Consider the following 17,204-nt stretch of genomic DNA (forward strand, 5'->3'; position numbering starts at 1 on the left):
CCGTGGCGCGCCGCGCGCATTTCCTCGCGCATGGTCCTGGTGTCGCCGACGATGCGGCGTGCCCACACCAGCACCTGTTTTCCCTCCGGCGTCAGCCCCTGGAAGCGTGAGCCGCGCAGAACCAGCATGACGCCAAGCTGGCCTTCCAACTGCTTGATGCCGGCCGACAGCGTCGGCTGCGTGACGCCGCACACCTCCGCCGCCCGGCCGAAATGCTCCTCCCTGGCGAGCGCGATGAAGAATTCCAGCTTGTCGATCATGTGATCTTTCCGGTCGTTCGCTGCAAGGTCGGGGAAATTGTGCTCTACCGCAAGCGCCACGCACAATTGCCCTGCATCCACACCTTTAAGCCGGCTACCTGTTTCCCGCGGCTGAATGCGGCGCTATGTGGATGAAACTGGGAGATCGACCATGCTGGGCTGGTTCCGCAAGCTTTTGCCGCGCGAAGATCGCTTCTTCGACCTGTTCGAACGACATTCCCGCACCGTGGTCGGCGGCGCCGAGGCGCTGGAGCAGCTTCTCCAGGGCAGGGATATCGATCTCTGGTGCCAGAAAATCATCGATCTCGAAGATGAGGCCGACCACATCACCGCGGAAGTCCTGCTGGCTGTACGGCGCTCCTTCATCACGCCTTTCGATCGCGGCGACATCAAGGACCTGATCCAGTCGATGGATGACGCCATCGATATGATGCACAAGACGGTCAAGACGGTGAAGCTGTTCGAGCGCAAGGAGTTCGATCCGCTGATGCAGGAAATGGGTGGCGTCATCGTCGCCGCCGCCAAGCTGGTGGCCGAGGCGATCCCGCTGCTCAACAAGGTCGCAACGCATACTGTGCGCCTCAACGCCATCGCCGAAGAGGTGATGCGCGTCGAAAGCCGGGCCGACGACCTGCACGAGCAAGGGCTGAAGGATCTCTTCAGGAAGCACGGCAGCAGCGATCCGATGGCCTATATGATCGGAAGCGAGATTTATGGCCAACTGGAAAAGGTGGTCGACCGCTTCGAGGACGTCGCCAACGAGATCAGCGGCATCGTCATTGAGAATGTCTAGGTGATGGAAGCAACCATTGCCTTTCCCGTGCTGGCCGGCCTCGTCGCCGTCGCACTGTTCTTCGACTTTCTCAACGGCCTGCACGACGCCGCCAATTCCATCGCCACCATCGTTTCCACCCGCGTGCTGCGGCCGCAATATGCGGTGCTGTGGGCGGCATTCTTCAATTTCATCGCCTTCATGTTCTTCGGCCTCCACGTTGCTGAGACCGTAGGCAAAGGCATCGTCGACGTCAGCATCGTCACCCCGGCGGTGATCTTTGCAGCCCTGGTCGGCGCCATCGTCTGGAACATCGTCACCTGGATCGCCGGCATCCCTTCGAGCAGCTCGCATGCGCTGATCGGCGGCCTGGTCGGCGCCGGTGTTGCGAAGGCAGGCGTGGGCGCCATCGTTTGGACCGGGCTTGGCAAGACGGTCGCGGCAATCGTCTTGTCGCCAGCGACGGGCTTTATCCTGGCGCTCGTCCTGGTTCTCGTCGTCTCGTGGCTCTTCGTGCGCCAGACGCCGTTTGCGGTCGACAGCACCTTCCGCGTCATGCAGTTCTTTTCCGCCTCGCTCTATTCCCTCGGGCACGGCGGCAATGACGCCCAGAAGACCATGGGCATCATCGCCGTGCTGCTCTATTCGCAAGGCATGCTCGGCGCGACTTTCTACGTGCCGCTGTGGGTGGTCCTCACTTGCCAGTCGGCACTGGCGCTCGGCACCCTGTTCGGCGGCTGGCGCATCGTCCACACCATGGGCTCGAAGATAACCCGGCTGAACCCGATGCAGGGTTTTTGCGCCGAAACCGGTGGGGCGATCACGCTGTTTGCGGCGACCTGGCTCGGCGTTCCCGTATCGACCACCCACACCATCACCGGCGCCATCATCGGCGTCGGCGCCGCCCGCCGCGTCTCGGCCGTGCGCTGGGGCATTGCCGGCAACATCGTCATCGCCTGGATCGTTACCTTGCCGGCCACCGCTTTGATTTCGGCGCTCACCTACCTCGCGGTTGGCCTGGCGAGGTGAGGTGAAGAAATCTACCTGTCCACAAGGTTCAGGATGTTGCCGTCTGGATCCTTGAACCAGGCAACCTTCATTCCGTAACCGACGTGGAGATCGCCCTCCAGCGTCAAGCCCGGCATCTGATAGTGCTCGAAGGCGACGCCCTTCGACTTCAGCTCCTTGACGATGTTGCCGATCTCGTCGCCAACCATCCAGGTCACCGCTGTCGCCTTGTTGGTTCCGGCAAATTGGGAATGATAGACGTTGAGGGTGGTATCGCCGCTTTTGTACACGATCAGTTCGCCCCCCTCATCCTGCACCTGTTTCAGGCCAAGCGTTCCTTCGTAGAAAGCCTTGGCCTTTGCCAGATCGCTTACCGCCAGATTTGCCGTTGCGTTGCTGTTTGCGAGCATAATCGCCTCCTTCTCGGCTTGTCGGTCCCGTGCTGGTCGTTGAAATAGGTCGCCGCGATCGTTTGGCGACTGTCGGCTGGATTGATTGCTGGCCGCATCGGCGCTCGCTTATCTGGAGGACGTTTGGCGCGGATGAAATCCGGCAGGACCCGCCGGTTTTTCAGGCACGCCATGACAGCCATTGCTCCACGGCTTGGTTCTGTCCGGAAACTGCATTATCTCAGGTGCAAGCTGCATCTCAGGCGCAAGCTGCGTAAGGAAAAACTGCCATGTCCGTCACCAAGGAAATCGTCACCGAGCGTCTGAAGACGGTCAACGGACCGGATTTCACCGGCAACATCGTCGACCTCGGCATGGTTTCGGAAATTTTCATCGCCGACGGGAAGGTCTTCTTCTCGATTACCGTTCCCGCCGCCCGCGCCCAGGAAATGGAGCCGCTGCGCGCCGCTGCCGAGCGTGTCGTCAAGGCGATCCCCGGTGTCGCCGGCGCCGTCGTCGCGCTGACGGCCGAGAAGAAGGGCGGCGGCATGGAGGCGCCGGTTCCGTCGCGCCCCGCACCCAGGCCCGTTCCGCCGGCTGCGCCCGCTGCCGCCGCGCCGCGTGCGGCTCCGCACGCGCCGGCCTCGCACAGCTCGGGCAAGCGTGGCGTACCCGGTATCGAGGGGATCATTGCCGTTGCTTCCGGCAAGGGCGGCGTCGGCAAGTCGACCACCGCCGTCAACATCGCGCTCGGCCTCGCCGCCAACGGCCTGCGCGTCGGCGTGCTCGATGCCGACATCTACGGCCCGTCCATGCCAAGGCTGCTCAACATCCACGGCCGGCCGCAGACCGTCGACGGCAAGATCCTGAAACCGATGGAGAATTACGGCCTGAAGGTGATGTCGATGGGTTTCCTCGTCGACGAGGAAACGCCGATGATCTGGCGTGGCCCGATGGTGATGTCGGCACTGACGCAGATGCTGCGTGAAGTCGAATGGGGCCGTCTCGACGTGCTCGTCGTCGACATGCCGCCCGGCACCGGCGACGCGCAGCTGACCATGGCCCAGCAGGTGCCGCTGGCTGGCGCCGTCATCGTCTCGACGCCGCAGGACTTGGCCCTGATCGACGCGCGAAAAGGCCTCAACATGTTCAAGAAGGTCGACGTGCCGCTGCTCGGCATCGTCGAGAACATGAGCTATTTCATCGCCCCGGACACCGGCAAGCGCTACGACATCTTCGGTCATGGCGGGGCGCGGCGCGAGGCCGAGCGCCTTGGCGTCACCTTCCTCGGCGAGGTGCCGCTCGAGATGGGCATTCGCGAAAGCTCGGATGCCGGCACGCCGGTTGTCGTCTCCAAGCCCGACGGCGCCGAGGCGAAAATCTACCGCGACATCGCCTCGAAGGTCTGGGACCGGGTTAACGAAGAGCGTGGTGCTGCGGCAGCGGCGGTGCCGAGTATTGTTTTCGAGTAGCTTGTTCGGTAGCCGCCGCCGCTCTGCAGCCTAGGCCGCGCCGACCTTCTCGCCGAAACTGGAAAAAAACTGTCCGGCCAGTTTCTTCGAGGTCGATTCGATCAGCCGGCTGCCGAGTTGGGCGATCTTGCCGCCGACATCGGCCTTGGCCGCGTAGTTCAATATCGTGGCGTCGGGTCCATCTGCCGTCAGCGTCACGTCGGCGCCACCCTTGGCGAAGCCTGCAATGCCGCCCTTGCCTTCGCCCTGGATGGTGTAGGAGTGCGGCGGCTTCAGGTTCTTCAGCGTCACTTCGCCGTTGAACGTCGCCTTGATCGGTCCGATCTTCACCACCACGGTTGCCGCCATCTCGGTCGGCGACTTCATCTCCAGGCTCTGGCAACCGGGAATGGTCGCCTTCAAGACCTCGGGATCGTTCAGCGCTTCCCACACTTTTTGCAGCGGTGCGGCAATGCGCTCCTCGCCTTCGATCACCAAAGCCATGAAAACCTCCCGGACAAGACTGTCCGAACCCGTAACGCACGGCTTAGTGCGTGTCTATCGCACCAAAGTCCGGTTGCGACCGCACGCCCTCTTGCCTGCTCCCGCGCGTTGCCATATCGATTTGTCTTACAAATACGGAGACCATGATGGCAGGCGCCCCCACCCATAAGAAAAAATTTCGCTCGCAGGAGTGGTTCGACAATCCCGACAATCCGGGCATGACGGCTCTCTATCTCGAGCGCTATCTCAATTACGGCCTGACGCGCGCCGAACTGATGTCCGGCAAGCCGCTGATCGGCATCGCCCAGACCGGCTCGGATCTGTCGCCCTGCAACCGTCATCATATCGAACTGGCCAAGCGTGTGCGCGAAGGCATCGTCTCGATGGGCGGTATTCCGTTCGAGTTCCCCTGCCATCCGATCCAGGAGACCGGCAAGCGCCCGACCGCAGCGCTCGACCGCAACCTTGCCTATCTCAGCCTGGTCGAGGTGCTTTACGGCTACCCGCTCGATGGCGTCGTGCTGACCATCGGTTGCGACAAGACGACGCCGGCGCTGCTGATGGCAGCGGCCACCGTCAACATTCCGGCGATCGCGCTGTCGGTCGGGCCGATGCTCAATGGCTGGCACAAGGGCAAGCGCACCGGCTCCGGTACCATCGTCTGGGAATCACGCCAGCGCCTGTCGGCCGGCGAGATCGATTATGACGAGTTCATGGACATCGTCGCCTCGTCGGCGCCGTCCACCGGCTATTGCAACACCATGGGCACCGCCACCACGATGAACTCGCTGGCCGAGGCGCTTGGCATGCAGTTGCCGGGCTCGGCCGCCATTCCCGCGCCCTACCGCGAGCGTGGCCAGATTTCCTATGAGACCGGAAAACGCATCGTCGAGATGGTGCATGAGGATCTGAAGCCGTCCGACATCATGACGAGAGAGGCTTTCGAGAACGCCATCGTCGTCAATTCGGCCATTGGCGGCTCGACCAACGCGCCGATCCATCTCAACGCCATCGCCCGCCACCTTGGGGTCAAGCTCGACAATGACGACTGGCAGACGGTCGGCCTCAATGTGCCGCTGCTGGTCAATTTGCAGCCGACGGGCGAATATCTTGGCGAGGACTACCATCATGCCGGCGGCGTGCCGGCGGTCATTGCCGAACTGATGAAGGGCGACCTGTTGCCGCATCCCGGCGCACGCACCGTCAACGGCAAGTCGATCGGCGAGAATAGCGAGGGCGTCGCCAACGAAAACCCCGACGTCATCCGCTCTGTCGCCAAGCCGCTGAAGGCCAATGCCGGCTTCATCAATCTTCGGGGCAATCTGTTCGATTCGGCGATCATGAAGACCAGCGGCATCTCGCCCGAGTTTCGCGAGCGCTATCTGTCCAATCCTAGGGATCCCGAGGCTTTCGAAGGCAACGCCATGGTTTTCGACGGGCCGGAGGATTACCACGCCCGCATCGACGACCCGGCGCAAGGCATCGACGAACACACCATCCTGTTCATGCGCGGCGCCGGCCCGGTCGGCTATCCCGGCGGTGCCGAGGTCGTCAACATGCAGCCGCCGGCCTATCTCATCAAGAAGGGCATCCACGCGCTCGCCTGCATCGGGGACGGCCGCCAGTCGGGCACGTCGGGTTCGCCGTCGATCCTCAACGCCTCGCCGGAAGCGGCGATCGGCGGCGGACTGGCGCTGCTCAAGACGGGCGACCGGGTCCGCATCGACTTGCGCAAGGGCACGGCCGACATCCTCGTCACCGACGACGAGATCACCCGGCGCCGCGCCGAACTGCAGAACAATGGCGGCTTCCACTATCCCGAGCACCAGACGCCCTGGCAGGAGATCCAGCGCGGTATGGTCGCGCAGTTTTCGGAGGGAATGGTGCTGAAGCCGGCGGTGAAATACCAGGATGTCGCGCACACCAGCGGTGTCCCCAGGGACAATCATTGATTCTGGATCGACGGATGGCGGCTTGATCAAATCAGGCCGCCGTCGGTTTTCCGGTCAGCGTGTTGCATCGCGGCCGGGTAGGTCGAGAACGGCCACCGTCCTTGACAAGCGCGCCCAACAAATCCACCATCATGACAAGGGGTGCATCGCGACGACCCCGTGAGGCGTCAGCCCAACGTTCGCGTCCAAGCTTCTCTTTTCAGGAGGTGGACGCCATGCCGTCAACAACCGCTATCACCGTACCGCAATTGTCCCGGCTCATAGGTCTGCCGGGCGCCCCAGTCATTGTCGATGTTCGCATAGATGAAGATTTCGACGCCGATCCGCGGCTGTTGCCGGCGTCGTGCCGTCGCGATTTCAAAACCGTTTCAACCTGGGCGGCCACGTTCGCCGGCAAGCCGGTGGCCGTCGTTTGCCAGAGGGGGCAAAAGCTCTCGCAAGGCGTGGCCGCATGGCTGCGCCATGAGGGGATATCAGCTGAATCTCTCGAAGGCGGGTTTGATGCCTGGCGCGATGCCGGAGGGCTTTTGGCCCGCACCGCCAAGATGCCGCCACGCAATGAAAAGGGCGCCACCGTCTGGGTGACGCGATCGCGCCCGAAGGTCGACCGCATCGCTTGCCCGTGGCTGATCCGGCGTTTCGTCGACCCCGACGCGGTGTTCCTGTTCGTCGAACCCGCTGAAGTGTTGGCTGTTGCCGACCGCTTTCAGGCCGTGCCGTTCGACATCGACAATGTGTTTTGGAGCCATCGCGGCGAGCGCTGCACCTTCGACACGATGATCGAGGAGTTCGGGCTGGAATCCGTGGCGCTCGATCGCCTCGCTGCAATCGTGCGGGCGGCCGACACTGCAAGCCTCGACCTGGTGCCTCAGGCGGCCGGCTTTCTGGCTGCCTCGCTTGGTTTGTCGCGTATGTACCGCGACGATCTGGAACAACTGGAAGCAGGCATGCTGCTCTACGACGCGTTCTTCCGCTGGTGTCGCGACGCCACCGAAGAAACGCACAACTGGCCGGCTGCGGGTAAGCCGTCGTGACCGCTCTTGTCCCGGACAATAAGGCGGGAACCGTCCCGGTGCCGGCTGCACCGACCTTCACCGAGGCCGTGAAGGTCTGGGCGAAAATCGGATTGCTCAGCTTTGGCGGTCCGGCCGGGCAGATCGCGCTGATGCACAAGGAACTGGTCGAGGAGCGGCGCTGGATCGGTGAGCGGCGTTTCCTGCACGCGCTGAACTACTGCATGCTGCTGCCTGGCCCGGAAGCCCAGCAACTCGCCATCTACATCGGTTGGCTGCTGCACAGGACGGCCGGCGGCCTTGTCGCCGGCATCCTGTTCGTCTTGCCGGGCGCGCTCGTCATGCTCGCCTTGAGCAGCCTCTACGTCCTCTATGGCGACGTGCCGCTTGTCGCGGCGCTATTTTTCGGGGTCAAGGCGGCTGTGCTTGCCATCGTCGTCGAGGCGGTGGTCCGGATCAGCCGGCGTGCCCTCAAGAACCGGGTCATGGTGTCGATCGCGGTCGCGGCGTTCATCGCCATCTATGCGTTGAATGTGCCCTTTCCGCTCATCGTCCTGCTAGCCGGCCTGACGGGATGGCTGGGGGATCGCATTGCTCCCGCCCTGTTTTCCGGCTCGGCCCATGGCAAGGACGATGTTGCCGACTTCAAGGGAGCGGTCGACCTGATGTTCGAGCGTGGCGAACTGGCCCATGTCAAACCGACCAGATGGCATGCACCGCGCACCGTCGCCATCTGGCTGCCGCTCTGGCTCGGGCCTGTTCTTTTGATCTGGTGGTTCACCGGCTCTGCAAGCGTCTGGACCGAGATAGGCCGGTTCTTCAGTCTCATGGCTGTCGTCACCTTCGGTGGCGCCTATGCGGTCCTCGCTTATGTCGCACAGGCAGCCGTCCAGTCCTTCGGCTGGCTGGCGCCGGGTGAAATGGTCGATGGCCTTGGGCTCGCCGAAACGACGCCAGGGCCGCTCATCCTGGTGCTGCAGTTCGTCGGCTTCATCGCCGCGTTCCGCCATTCCGGCTCGCTGGACCCGTTGGTTGCCGGATCGCTGGGGGCTTTGCTCACTCTGTGGGTGACGTTCACGCCTTGCTTCTTCTGGATATTCCTCGGTGCGCCCTACATCGAGGCCTTGCGCGGCAACAAGGCACTGTCGGCCGCACTGGGCGCGATCACCGCCGCCGTTGTCGGGGTAATTATGAATCTGGCCCTATGGTTTGCCTTGCACGTCATCTTCCGTGAGGTGCACGCGACGGGCCTTGGCATGAACGTGCCGGTGCCTTCGTCGATCGACTGGCGCGCGGCCTTGCTTTCCGTGGCCGCCATGGTCGCCATCCTGAAGCTGAAAGTCGGCATGCTGCCGACACTCGCGCTATCCGCCCTTGCAGGGATCTTGCTGGCGGCGGCTGGTTAGACAGCACCGCCTTTGCAATCCGCTTGCCCACCACCTAAGTGGGCTGGAAATGGAAGGAAACATCATGGCCGGACGGCGATCTTCCCTCGGCTTCCTCGGAGTGTTCGGCCGTTCGGGCGACTTGAGGCAGCTCGACGATGCATTGCGCGGCGCCGATCTGCATCCAGCCCTTGTGCCGGAGGGCGTGAAGCTTACCCTCGTCAATCTCATGAAGGATCGCTGGCCCGACGAGCCGCCACCGGGCACCTATGCGTCGGTGGCACAATTATGCAGCTATTGCATCGCGGGTCCCGAAACCTTCGAGCAAGCCAATGGCCATGAGCGGGCGCTGGGAGCCGAGCGCCGCATCGAGGCGGCGCTTGAAGCCGGTGACAGCCTCGACGCGCAGATCGTGCTGATGACGCTGCATGCCAAGCTCATCAACCCCGAAGTCGTCGACCGATACGGGCTCAGCGCGGAATGACGCGAAAGGCAAGATCTGCCTGATTCTCCTAGAGCAATTCTAGGAAAAGTGTGAGCGGTTTTCCGTCTAGAATTGCGTCAAAACAAAGAGTTAGAGCAGATCGCCGTTTCCGTGAAACGGTGAATGCTCTAAGGCAGCCGAGCCGTTCAGGCCCGGCTGATCTCCTCGAGATACCAGCCGATGTAGCGCAGTTCGTTGTATTCCATCGGCGCGATAGGTCCGGGCACGAAATAGTGCGAGCGCACGCCGCGCGCGGTGTGCTCGATGATCTTCTTGTCCTCTTCGGTGGTGATCTTCCACAGCCAGGTCAGCTTCTCCAGATCGTAATCCTGGCCCTCGACCGCGTCGCCGCGCACCAGCCAGATCAGCTCCATCTCGCAGGTGCCAGCCGTTTTCGGGATGAAGCGGTAGATCATGCCGTGATCGGGATAGCATACGAGGAAGGTCGTGCCGCCGAGATGGATGGAAGTGACGCCACCGTCATAGTCGGAGAAGCGTCCCATCAGCGGGGCCACCGGCGATCCATCCTGGCTGCCGCTCGAAACGCCGTCATAGAGCGCATAGCGGAAGGTGTGGATTGCTTCCTGGCCGGCCGCCGAGTTCTGCCAGCGGTTGGCGCTGCCGATCTCGATGCCGAGCGCGCAGGTGCGTTGCTCCATCGCCGCATTGAGCTGCTCGATCATTTCTGCCGGCTTTTCCAGCGCATGCGTCTGCGAATATTCCGGATGCGCCGGCCCGCAATGGTAACATTCGACATAGTTCTCGACGGCGAGCTTCCAGTTGGCGTCGAGCGGATAGGACTGACGATACGCAACCTTGGCGTCGCCCCAGCCATACTGGCCGCAGCTCGTTCGCAGCGACTGTTCGATAGGATCGAAATCGAGCGGCGTCTCGGCGAAGGAAATGAAGACCAGACCGGATGCGACGCGGGCATGAAGCTTCTTCAGGCCGTGCGCCGTGCGGTCGAAATCCTTCGGCATCAGGCGGGCAGCGCGCAACGATCCGTCATTGGAATAGGCCCAGGCGTGGTAGGGGCACACGAACATCTTCGCGTTGCCCTTCTGCTTGGTGCAGACCTCGGCGCCGCGGTGGCGACAGACGTTGAGCATGGCATGCACGGTGCCATCCATGCCGCGTGTCAGGATGACCGCCTCGTCGCCCAGTTTGAACAGCTCGAAATCGCCGGGGTTCGGGATAACGCTGGCGTGGGCCAGGCAATGCCAGTGGCGGCGAAAGACCCGTTCCATGTCGCGCTCGAAGATCGCCGGGTCATGATAGAAGGCACGCACCAGGCCGTGGCCTGGCCGATGAGATGCCACCAGCCGATCGATCGCGTCGCCGTCGGTGGGGGCTTGCTGGATAGGATGCACACTCATTTGTCGTTCTGCCCGATGGTTGGTCGTGTATGGCTGTATGGCTGCACGAGACTTGTCTCCGGTCAGCCGCCCATATGCGTGCGCGGCAGGTGGATCAGGTTGCCGAAACGGGCACGCAATCTGTCGTCGACCTGTTTTGGCACATGGCGCGGAAATCGTTCGGCAAGAATGCGCTTCTTCTCGGTGATCGCACGCAGCAATATATCAGGCCGGCCTTTTTCGTTCCATTCCTTCGGCGAGGAACGATCGCCGAGGGCAGGATAGAAGTGCTCGGTCTGCATCAGCTTGAGCGTTTGTTCGTTGTCGAGATAGTGGCCCGGACCCTTGAGGCAGACCTCCGCGATGCTGTCGATCGACAGGGCCTCGTCAGTCACGTCGATGCCACGCGCGCAGCCCAGGCAATGACCGAGCATGTCGTTGTCGATGACCAGGCTCTCCAGGCAGAAGCCGAGCAGCGAGGCATGCATGCCGGCCGCCTCATAGACGAGGTTGAGGCCGGAGAGGCCGGCCATCACATTGGTGATGCCCTTTTCGTAGCCGGACTGAATGTCGGGCAATTTCGAATCCGTCATGCCGGCGGCGGAGCCACCGGGCAGGTCGTAGAATTGCGCCATCTGGGCACAGGCCGCCGTTGCCACCGACTGCTCGGCCGACCCGCCGGCCATGGCGCCGGTGCGCAGGTCGGACATGAACGGCCATGCGCCGAAGATCGCCGGATGGCCGGGCTTGAGCGCGTTGACATAGACCAGGCCGGCCAGCACTTCGGCCACTGCCTGCACGACGGCGCCGGCCATCGCCGCGGGTGCCGTCGTGCCGGACTGGCCGGTCGACAGCAGCAGGATCGGGATGCCGCCTTCGACGCAGGCCTCAAGCACGCCGCACGCATCCTCGGCGAACCTCATCGGCGGCACGACGAATGAATTGGAGTTGGAAACGAATGGCCGGGCGCGGAAATTCTCCTCGCCTCCGGCGATGGCGTACAGCATTTCAAGTGCAGGCTTCACGTTCTCACGCACCGTGAAGGATGTTCCGACGTGCTTCGATGTTCCCATCACACAGGCATAAAGCGTGTTGAAATCCATCTCGAGCGGATCGGCGATGTCGCGCGCCACCATCGGCCGCTGGAAGAAATGAATGTTGTCCAGCCCGTCGACGATGCGGGCGGCATCATAAATATCCTGCAGCTTGGATTCGCGGTACTCACGCTTCTCCAGATCCACCAGGTGCACGGCGATGCCTGCCGTGCCGTAGTGCACGCGCTTGCCCTGGACCACCATGTCGTGCCTGGGGTCCTGGCCATGAAGCGTGAAATGTCGTGCCGCCCGCTTGATGGTGTCGAGCACGAGCGCGCGCGGAAAGCGGACCCGGCCATCGTCGCCATGGATCGCCCCCACCTTGGTCAGCACCTTTATGCAGGAAGGAATGGCGTTGGCGAAACCCACTGTCTCCAGAAGCGTCAGTACGCCTTCGTGGATACGCTCGCGGTCATCCCCGCGAAGCGGCCCGTAGCCGCCGCCCTCGATGGCCTTGTGCTGTGGTCTGGTATCCTCCACCAGGGGAGATGATCGCATGGCATGTCCTGTTTCGCGAAGACCGGAGCGTTGTGGACGACGGTTCGCCGGCGTGTCCTGCTGTTCGACAGCCACTGGCATGGAGCACTCCAACTTCGTCGGCAGGAACTCGTGGCGGTTGGTCCACCATCGGCCTGCTTCTTCCCCTGATGACGCCGACTATGCCGCCGGCACTGGCCCATCCTATGGGCCAGCTGGCTCAGTTCCATGTGCCAGAACTAAAATACCGGAGCCGCTGCGAGCGGCTCCGGTCACGAGAGGTCGATGATGGATCAGGCGGCCGCGGGTCTGCGTCCGGCGGCCGTGGCCAGTTCGCGGATGCCTGGCTCGATGTGCTGTAGCGCGATCGACGAGATGCCCAGCCGCATGAAACGCGAAGGCTTTTCAGTGCGATCGAAGAAGCGGTCGCCTGGCTCGATGATGACGCTGCGCGAGGCCGCTGCCTCGGCAAGCCCGCGCGAATCGGTGCCGCGCGGCCCTTCGAGCCACAGCGACGTACCGCCGGCCGAATCGGTCGAACGCCATTCCGGCAGGAAGGCGGAAATCGCATGGACCAGCCGCTTGCGCCGCTCGTCGAAGGCTGACGACAGCCGCCGCACCAGCGCCTCGTGGTGGCCGAGCGACAGGAACAGTGCGACGGCGCGCTGATTGTTGGCCGGCGGATGACGCAGCATGAAGCGGCGCAGCGCCCGGAGCTCCGCGATCAGTCCGGCGGACGCCACGATGTAGCCGAGCCGCAGGCCGGGAGCCAACGTCTTGGACATAGAGCCGACATAGACCACGCGGCCGGAACGATCGAGGCTCTTCAGCGCTTGCTGCGGTGCCTCGTCGAGAAGCTGGCTGTCATAGCCGTCCTCGATGATGATCTGGTTGTAGCGGTTGGCGCGCGCCAGAAGATCCTGCCGCCGTTCCGCCGACAACGGCACCATGGTCGGGCAATGATGGCTGGGCGTGACGAAGACGAAGCCGGAATCATTGGGAATAGAAGCAGTTACGATGCCGGACTGGTCGACCGGCACCGGCTGTATCTCTGCGCCCGCAAGGCGGAAGATCGAGCGCGCGTCGGGGTAACCGGGGTCCTCCATCGCCACCTTGGAGCCCTTGGACATCAGCAGCGTCGCCAGCATGTAGAGCGCGTTCTGGGCGCCCAGCGTGACGATGATCTCGTCGGGATTGGCGAAGATGCCGCGCCGGGGCAGGAGCCGCGCCTGGATCTGCTCGATCAGCAGCGGATCGTCACGGTCGACCATGTCGGATGCCCAGTTGCGGATTTCCAGCACGGCAAGCGCCATGCGGTTGCACTCGCGCCATTCAGCGGTCGGGAACAGCGCCGGGTCGAACTGCCCGTAGACGAAAGGATAGGACGACTTGATCCAGTTCTCGTGCTTGGCCGGCGGCGGCATGTCGCTTGCGGCGATCTTGCGGCGTGCCTTCCAGTCGATCTCATTGGCCTGGTCGGGCGCCTTCTGGTGCGGCTTGGCCGGTGTCGCCAGCACATCGGGATTGACGAAATGGCCACGCCGTTCGCGCGCCACCAGGAAACCCTGGTCGACGAGCTGCTGGAACGCCAGCACCACGGTTCCGCGCGCCACGCCGAGTTTTTCGGCCAGGATGCGGCAGGAAGGGAGCGGCATCGAAGCGGCGATCTGGCGGTCGAGAATGGCGGCTACGATGGCCTGGCGGATCTGCGCCTGCAGGGTTTGGCCGGATTCGGCCGAAATCCGGAACAGGCCGGACCATATCGCCGTGTCGTTTCGCTGTGGCATGGGAGATTTCCTCGATGGCCAGCCTTTTTCGTTTGGCTGGACCAGCCGAACGTAACCGTGGCACAAGGGGTTGCGCCAATCAATTTTTCTGATCGTTGGGATTTATGCCAGTGATCCTTCACGTCCTTTTGATGCCGCGTTGCGGCATCGTGGGGTGACGCGGCGCTTCATCCCGGCGATGACATCGTGCGTCATGGCGGCGTGAGGGTGTGCGTCATCGCTGCGCATTGATACGGATGGAGTTCGGCCCGATAGATTGTCGCGACGACACGCGCCGGAAACATCCGGTCCGTAATGATGGCTCGAGGTCTCGGAGTTTGGCAGTGGATCAATCGTCCTTTCAAAAACAGCTCGCCGCCTTGCGCGATCACCGCGCGGCGGCGCCCGCCAGCATGCGCCAGACCTTCGCCGCCGATCCCAAGCGGTTCGTGGAATTCTCCGCCACCGACGGCGATCTGCTGCTCGACTGGTCGAAGTGCGCGGTCGACGCGACCACCATGGAGCTGCTGGAAAAGCTCGCGCAGGCCGCCGATCTCGAAGGCCGCCGCGCCGCCATGTTCGCGGGCAAGAAGATCAACGTCACCGAGGACCGTGCCGTGCTGCACACGGCGCTGCGCAACCTGACCGGCAAGGGCGTCACCGTCGATGGCCAGGACGTCAAGGCGGACGTCATCGCCGTGCTCGACGCCATGGGCGCCTTTGCCGATGCCGTGCGCTCGGGCAAGGCGGCCGGCGCCACCGGCAAGAAGATCACCGACATCGTCAACATCGGCATCGGCGGTTCCGATCTCGGCCCGGCCATGGCGACGCTGGCGCTGGCGCCCTATCATGACGGGCCGCGCGCGCATTACGTCTCCAACATAGACGGCGCCCATATCCACGACACGCTGAAGGGCCTCTCCGCCGAGACCACGCTTTTCATCATCGCTTCCAAGACCTTCACCACCGTCGAGACGATGACCAATGCGCAGACGGCGCGCGACTGGGTGGAGAAGGCGCTCGGCAAGGAAGCGGTCGGCAAGCATTTCGCCGCCGTCTCGACCGCGCTCGACCTGGTGGCCAAGTTCGGCATCGCGCCCGATCGCGTCTTCGGCTTCTGGGACTGGGTCGGTGGCCGCTATTCGCTCTGGGGCGCCATCGGCCTGCCGGTGATGATCGCTGTCGGCCCGCGGAATTTTCGCGCCTTCCTTGATGGCGCGCATGAGATGGACGAGCATTTCCGCACCGCGCCGGTGCAGGAGAACCTGCCGGCACTGCTGGGACTGGTCGGCTGGTGGCATCGCGTGATCTGCGGTTACCCGGCGCGCGCCGTCATCCCTTACGACCAGCGCCTGTCCAGGCTGCCGGCCTATTTGCAGCAGCTTGACATGGAATCGAACGGCAAGAGCGTCACCCTCGAAGGCACGGCGGTGACGACGCCGACCGGACCGCTGGTCTGGGGTGAGCCCGGCACCAACGGCCAGCATGCCTTCTTCCAGCTGCTGCACCAGGGCACCGATTTCATTCCGGTCGAGTTCCTTGCCGCGGCCATCGGTCACGAGCCCGATCTCAAGCACCAGCATGATCTGCTGCTCGCCAACTGCCTGGCGCAGTCGGAAGCGCTGATGAAGGGCCGCACGCTGGACGAGGCGCGCGCCCAGATGCTGGCCAAGGGCATGAAGCCGGCCGAGGTCGACAAGATCGCGCCGCACCGCGTCTTCTCGGGTAACCGTCCCTCGGTCACCATCCTCTACAGAAAGCTCGACCCGCGCACCTTCGGCCGGCTGATCGCGCTCTACGAGCACCGCGTCTTCGTCGAGGGCACGCTGTTCAACATCAACTCCTTCGATCAGTGGGGCGTCGAACTCGGCAAGGAACTGGCCACCGGCCTGTTGCCTGTCGTGGAGGGCAAGGAAAGTGCCGCCAATCGGGATGCATCGACCGCTGGCCTTGTGGGATTCATCCAGCATTTGCGTGGCTCGGAGTGAAAAGCTTGGCAGACATCAAGGGAATATTGTTCGACAAGGACGGCACGCTTGTCGACTTCAACGCCACCTGGCTCGGCGTTGCCGACTTCATGGCCATGGATGCGTCGGAAGGCGATCGCTGGAAAGCCGACAGGCTGCTGGCCGCTGCCGGCTTCGATTTCGCCAACAAGCGTTTCAAGCCGGACTCCATCTTTGCCTCCGGCACCAATCTCGACGTCGTCGAATTGTGGTTCCCACGCCTGTCCAACGAGGATCAGATGCTTGCGGTTGCCCGCTTCAACGAGATCACCTCCGTACAGGGCTCGGCGATGGCTGTGGCGCTGCCGGGCATCGTCGATACGCTGACGGCACTGCACAGCAAATCCTACCGGCTTGGCGTCGCCACCAACGATTCGACCAGCGGCGCGGAAAAGACGCTGGTTACGCTCGGCGTCGCTCAATTGTTCGACGCGGCCTATGGCTACGACGCGGTGGCCAATCCGAAGCCCGCCCCCGACACGATCCAGGCCTTCAGCGATCTCACCGGCCTCAAACCGGCGGAAATCGCTATGGTCGGCGACAACAGGCACGACCTCGAAATGGCGCGTGCCGGCGGCTGCGGGCTGGCGATCGGCGTGCTCTCCGGCACCGGCACCCGCGAATCGCTGGCCGGCATTGCCGATGTGGTTCTGGATTCGGTCGCCGACCTGCCGGATTTTCTCTCGGCGCGGGTCAGGGAGACGATCTGACGGGAAAGGCTAGGTCAAACTCGATTCACCTCGGGATTTTCTGCCAATGGCCGAGATGGGGGAGCAGTCCATGGAAACTATCGAGCTTCTGGTTTGTTTTCGGACACAATGGGCCACTCATCAGCAGAACAAACGTACCCGCATTTGCCGCACCTGATCTTGGCGCTTTGCGCTGTCGATGTCTTCGCCTGGCTGAAGATCGAAGCCCCGATTTTCGCATTTTGGGCAAACTGTGAAACCGATACGTTGAACAACTTTAATCCACGCCACTCGACTTCTCCGACCAACGGCTAGTCGAATCTATTTTCTGCCCTCGATGTTTGTCCACAATGAGTAGAATTTAGGCTTGCTCTGTGGCGTCAGCGCGCTCCCTCCTCAAACGAAAAGACGCCGCTAAGCCTCGTCGCGGCACCCTTCGCGTCGCCGAAATCCGGCACCCGGTATTCGGCGACCAACTGCAGCCGGGACAGCGGCAGGTCGTTGCGGCGGGGATCTCCGACCAGCACCTCGATGCCGGCCGCCAGGCAGCGGTCGAGGAACGGGATAACCCGCAGAGCGACCTCTGGGCCGTAGAACAC

At 63.1% G+C, this 17,204-nt stretch carries 15 protein-coding genes and 1 pseudogene; 9 read left to right on the top strand and 7 right to left on the bottom strand.

Annotated features, from left to right (window positions below; genetic code table 11):
• Positions 1 to 260, bottom strand: a 260-nt coding sequence (locus EN991_RS03770) for a LysR family transcriptional regulator (RefSeq protein WP_164768853.1), incomplete at its 3' end; no start/stop codon positions are given.
• 151 nt (positions 261 to 411) lie between these two features.
• On the opposite strand from EN991_RS03770, the gene EN991_RS03775 reads away from it, so the two are divergent.
• A complete protein-coding gene (locus EN991_RS03775) occupies positions 412 to 1,053 on the top strand; it encodes a DUF47 domain-containing protein (protein ID WP_013528009.1) in 642 nt (213 codons plus the stop codon).
• A gap of 3 nt (positions 1,054 to 1,056) precedes the next feature.
• The gene (locus EN991_RS03780) at positions 1,057 to 2,061 is read left to right on the top strand and encodes an inorganic phosphate transporter (protein ID WP_013528008.1); all 1,005 of its coding nucleotides are present in this window, start codon (positions 1,057 to 1,059) and stop codon (positions 2,059 to 2,061) included.
• 11 nt (positions 2,062 to 2,072) lie between these two features.
• On the opposite strand, the gene EN991_RS03785 is transcribed toward EN991_RS03780, so the two are convergent.
• Positions 2,073 to 2,450: a VOC family protein gene (locus tag EN991_RS03785; protein WP_063169927.1), complete on the bottom strand. Its 378-nt coding sequence runs from the start codon at positions 2,448 to 2,450 to the stop codon at positions 2,073 to 2,075.
• A gap of 269 nt (positions 2,451 to 2,719) precedes the next feature.
• On the opposite strand from EN991_RS03785, the gene EN991_RS03790 reads away from it, so the two are divergent.
• On the top strand, positions 2,720 to 3,901 hold the full coding sequence (locus tag EN991_RS03790; protein ID WP_127365781.1) for an Mrp/NBP35 family ATP-binding protein: 1,182 nt from the start codon (positions 2,720 to 2,722) through the stop codon (positions 3,899 to 3,901).
• A gap of 30 nt (positions 3,902 to 3,931) precedes the next feature.
• Here the strand turns inward: EN991_RS03790 and EN991_RS03795 are convergent, their stop codons facing one another.
• Positions 3,932 to 4,384, bottom strand: coding sequence for a carbon monoxide dehydrogenase subunit G (locus tag EN991_RS03795; protein WP_013528005.1), 453 nt, complete (start codon positions 4,382 to 4,384; stop codon positions 3,932 to 3,934).
• A 146-nt stretch (positions 4,385 to 4,530) separates the two neighbouring features.
• Between EN991_RS03795 and EN991_RS03800 the strand changes: the two genes are divergently transcribed.
• The 4 genes from EN991_RS03800 to EN991_RS03815 all read left to right on the top strand — a co-directional run bounded on the left by EN991_RS03800 (position 4,531) and on the right by EN991_RS03815 (position 9,218).
• Positions 4,531 to 6,336: an IlvD/Edd family dehydratase gene (locus tag EN991_RS03800; RefSeq protein WP_013528004.1), complete on the top strand. Its 1,806-nt coding sequence runs from the start codon at positions 4,531 to 4,533 to the stop codon at positions 6,334 to 6,336.
• 215 nt (positions 6,337 to 6,551) lie between these two features.
• On the top strand, positions 6,552 to 7,370 hold the full coding sequence (locus tag EN991_RS03805; RefSeq protein WP_127368184.1) for a chromate resistance protein ChrB domain-containing protein: 819 nt from the start codon (positions 6,552 to 6,554) through the stop codon (positions 7,368 to 7,370).
• Entirely contained in the window at positions 7,367 to 8,755 is a 1,389-nt protein-coding gene (chrA, locus tag EN991_RS03810; protein ID WP_013528002.1) for a chromate efflux transporter, read from the top strand. The genes EN991_RS03805 and chrA overlap by 4 nt, the downstream gene beginning before the upstream one ends.
• Positions 8,756 to 8,819: 64 nt before the next feature.
• Positions 8,820 to 9,218, top strand: a complete 399-nt coding sequence (locus EN991_RS03815) for a hypothetical protein (RefSeq protein WP_082827526.1) — start codon at positions 8,820 to 8,822, stop codon at positions 9,216 to 9,218.
• A 146-nt stretch (positions 9,219 to 9,364) separates the two neighbouring features.
• Here EN991_RS03815 and EN991_RS03820 read toward each other — a convergent pair whose 3' ends face one another.
• The 3 genes from EN991_RS03820 to EN991_RS03830 all read right to left on the bottom strand — a co-directional run bounded on the left by EN991_RS03820 (position 9,365) and on the right by EN991_RS03830 (position 13,931).
• Positions 9,365 to 10,594, bottom strand: coding sequence for an aromatic ring-hydroxylating dioxygenase subunit alpha (locus tag EN991_RS03820; protein WP_063171129.1), 1,230 nt, complete (start codon positions 10,592 to 10,594; stop codon positions 9,365 to 9,367).
• Positions 10,595 to 10,656: 62 nt separating this feature from the next.
• The gene (locus EN991_RS03825; protein WP_024503381.1) at positions 10,657 to 12,246 is read right to left on the bottom strand and encodes a trimethylamine methyltransferase family protein; all 1,590 of its coding nucleotides are present in this window, start codon (positions 12,244 to 12,246) and stop codon (positions 10,657 to 10,659) included.
• Between the two features lie 191 nt (positions 12,247 to 12,437).
• Positions 12,438 to 13,931 carry a PLP-dependent aminotransferase family protein gene (locus tag EN991_RS03830; protein WP_024503382.1) on the bottom strand — a complete coding sequence of 498 codons (1,494 nt, stop codon included), beginning with the start codon at positions 13,929 to 13,931 and terminating at the stop codon, positions 12,438 to 12,440.
• A 323-nt stretch (positions 13,932 to 14,254) separates the two neighbouring features.
• Here EN991_RS03830 and pgi point away from each other — a divergent pair, with 323 nt between their 5' ends.
• Both pgi and EN991_RS03840 read left to right on the top strand, forming a co-directional pair.
• Positions 14,255 to 15,898 (top strand): glucose-6-phosphate isomerase, encoded by a 1,644-nt coding sequence (gene pgi / locus EN991_RS03835; protein ID WP_082827282.1) that lies wholly within the window; start codon positions 14,255 to 14,257, stop codon positions 15,896 to 15,898.
• A gap of 5 nt (positions 15,899 to 15,903) precedes the next feature.
• A complete protein-coding gene (locus EN991_RS03840; RefSeq protein ID WP_063173538.1) occupies positions 15,904 to 16,626 on the top strand; it encodes an HAD family hydrolase in 723 nt (240 codons plus the stop codon).
• Positions 16,627 to 16,985: 359 nt separating this feature from the next.
• On the opposite strand, the pseudogene EN991_RS03845 reads toward EN991_RS03840, so the two are convergent.
• Positions 16,986 to 17,204 (bottom strand): annotated as a pseudogene (locus EN991_RS03845) (methyltransferase); the annotation flags it as partial.

The sequence above is a fragment of the Mesorhizobium sp. M7A.F.Ca.US.005.03.2.1 genome (assembly GCF_003997795.1).
GTDB lineage: Bacteria > Pseudomonadota > Alphaproteobacteria > Rhizobiales > Rhizobiaceae > Mesorhizobium > Mesorhizobium ciceri.

What these genes read in the sequence shown, in the direction of transcription:
- EN991_RS03775 (WP_013528009.1), top strand. Translation starts at nt 412, where the DNA reads ATGCTGGGCTGGTTCCGCAAGCTTTTGCCGCGCGAAGATCGCTTCTTC.
- EN991_RS03780 (WP_013528008.1), top strand. Translation starts at nt 1,057, where the DNA reads ATGGAAGCAACCATTGCCTTTCCCGTGCTGGCCGGCCTCGTCGCCGTC.
- EN991_RS03785 (WP_063169927.1), bottom strand. Translation starts at nt 2,450, where the DNA reads ATGCTCGCAAACAGCAACGCAACGGCAAATCTGGCGGTAAGCGATCTG.
- EN991_RS03790 (WP_127365781.1), top strand. Translation starts at nt 2,720, where the DNA reads ATGTCCGTCACCAAGGAAATCGTCACCGAGCGTCTGAAGACGGTCAAC.
- EN991_RS03795 (WP_013528005.1), bottom strand. Translation starts at nt 4,384, where the DNA reads ATGGCTTTGGTGATCGAAGGCGAGGAGCGCATTGCCGCACCGCTGCAA.
- EN991_RS03800 (WP_013528004.1), top strand. Translation starts at nt 4,531, where the DNA reads ATGGCAGGCGCCCCCACCCATAAGAAAAAATTTCGCTCGCAGGAGTGG.
- EN991_RS03805 (WP_127368184.1), top strand. Translation starts at nt 6,552, where the DNA reads ATGCCGTCAACAACCGCTATCACCGTACCGCAATTGTCCCGGCTCATA.
- EN991_RS03815 (WP_082827526.1), top strand. Translation starts at nt 8,820, where the DNA reads ATGGCCGGACGGCGATCTTCCCTCGGCTTCCTCGGAGTGTTCGGCCGT.
- EN991_RS03820 (WP_063171129.1), bottom strand. Translation starts at nt 10,594, where the DNA reads ATGAGTGTGCATCCTATCCAGCAAGCCCCCACCGACGGCGACGCGATC.
- EN991_RS03825 (WP_024503381.1), bottom strand. Translation starts at nt 12,246, where the DNA reads ATGCCAGTGGCTGTCGAACAGCAGGACACGCCGGCGAACCGTCGTCCA.
- EN991_RS03830 (WP_024503382.1), bottom strand. Translation starts at nt 13,931, where the DNA reads ATGCCACAGCGAAACGACACGGCGATATGGTCCGGCCTGTTCCGGATT.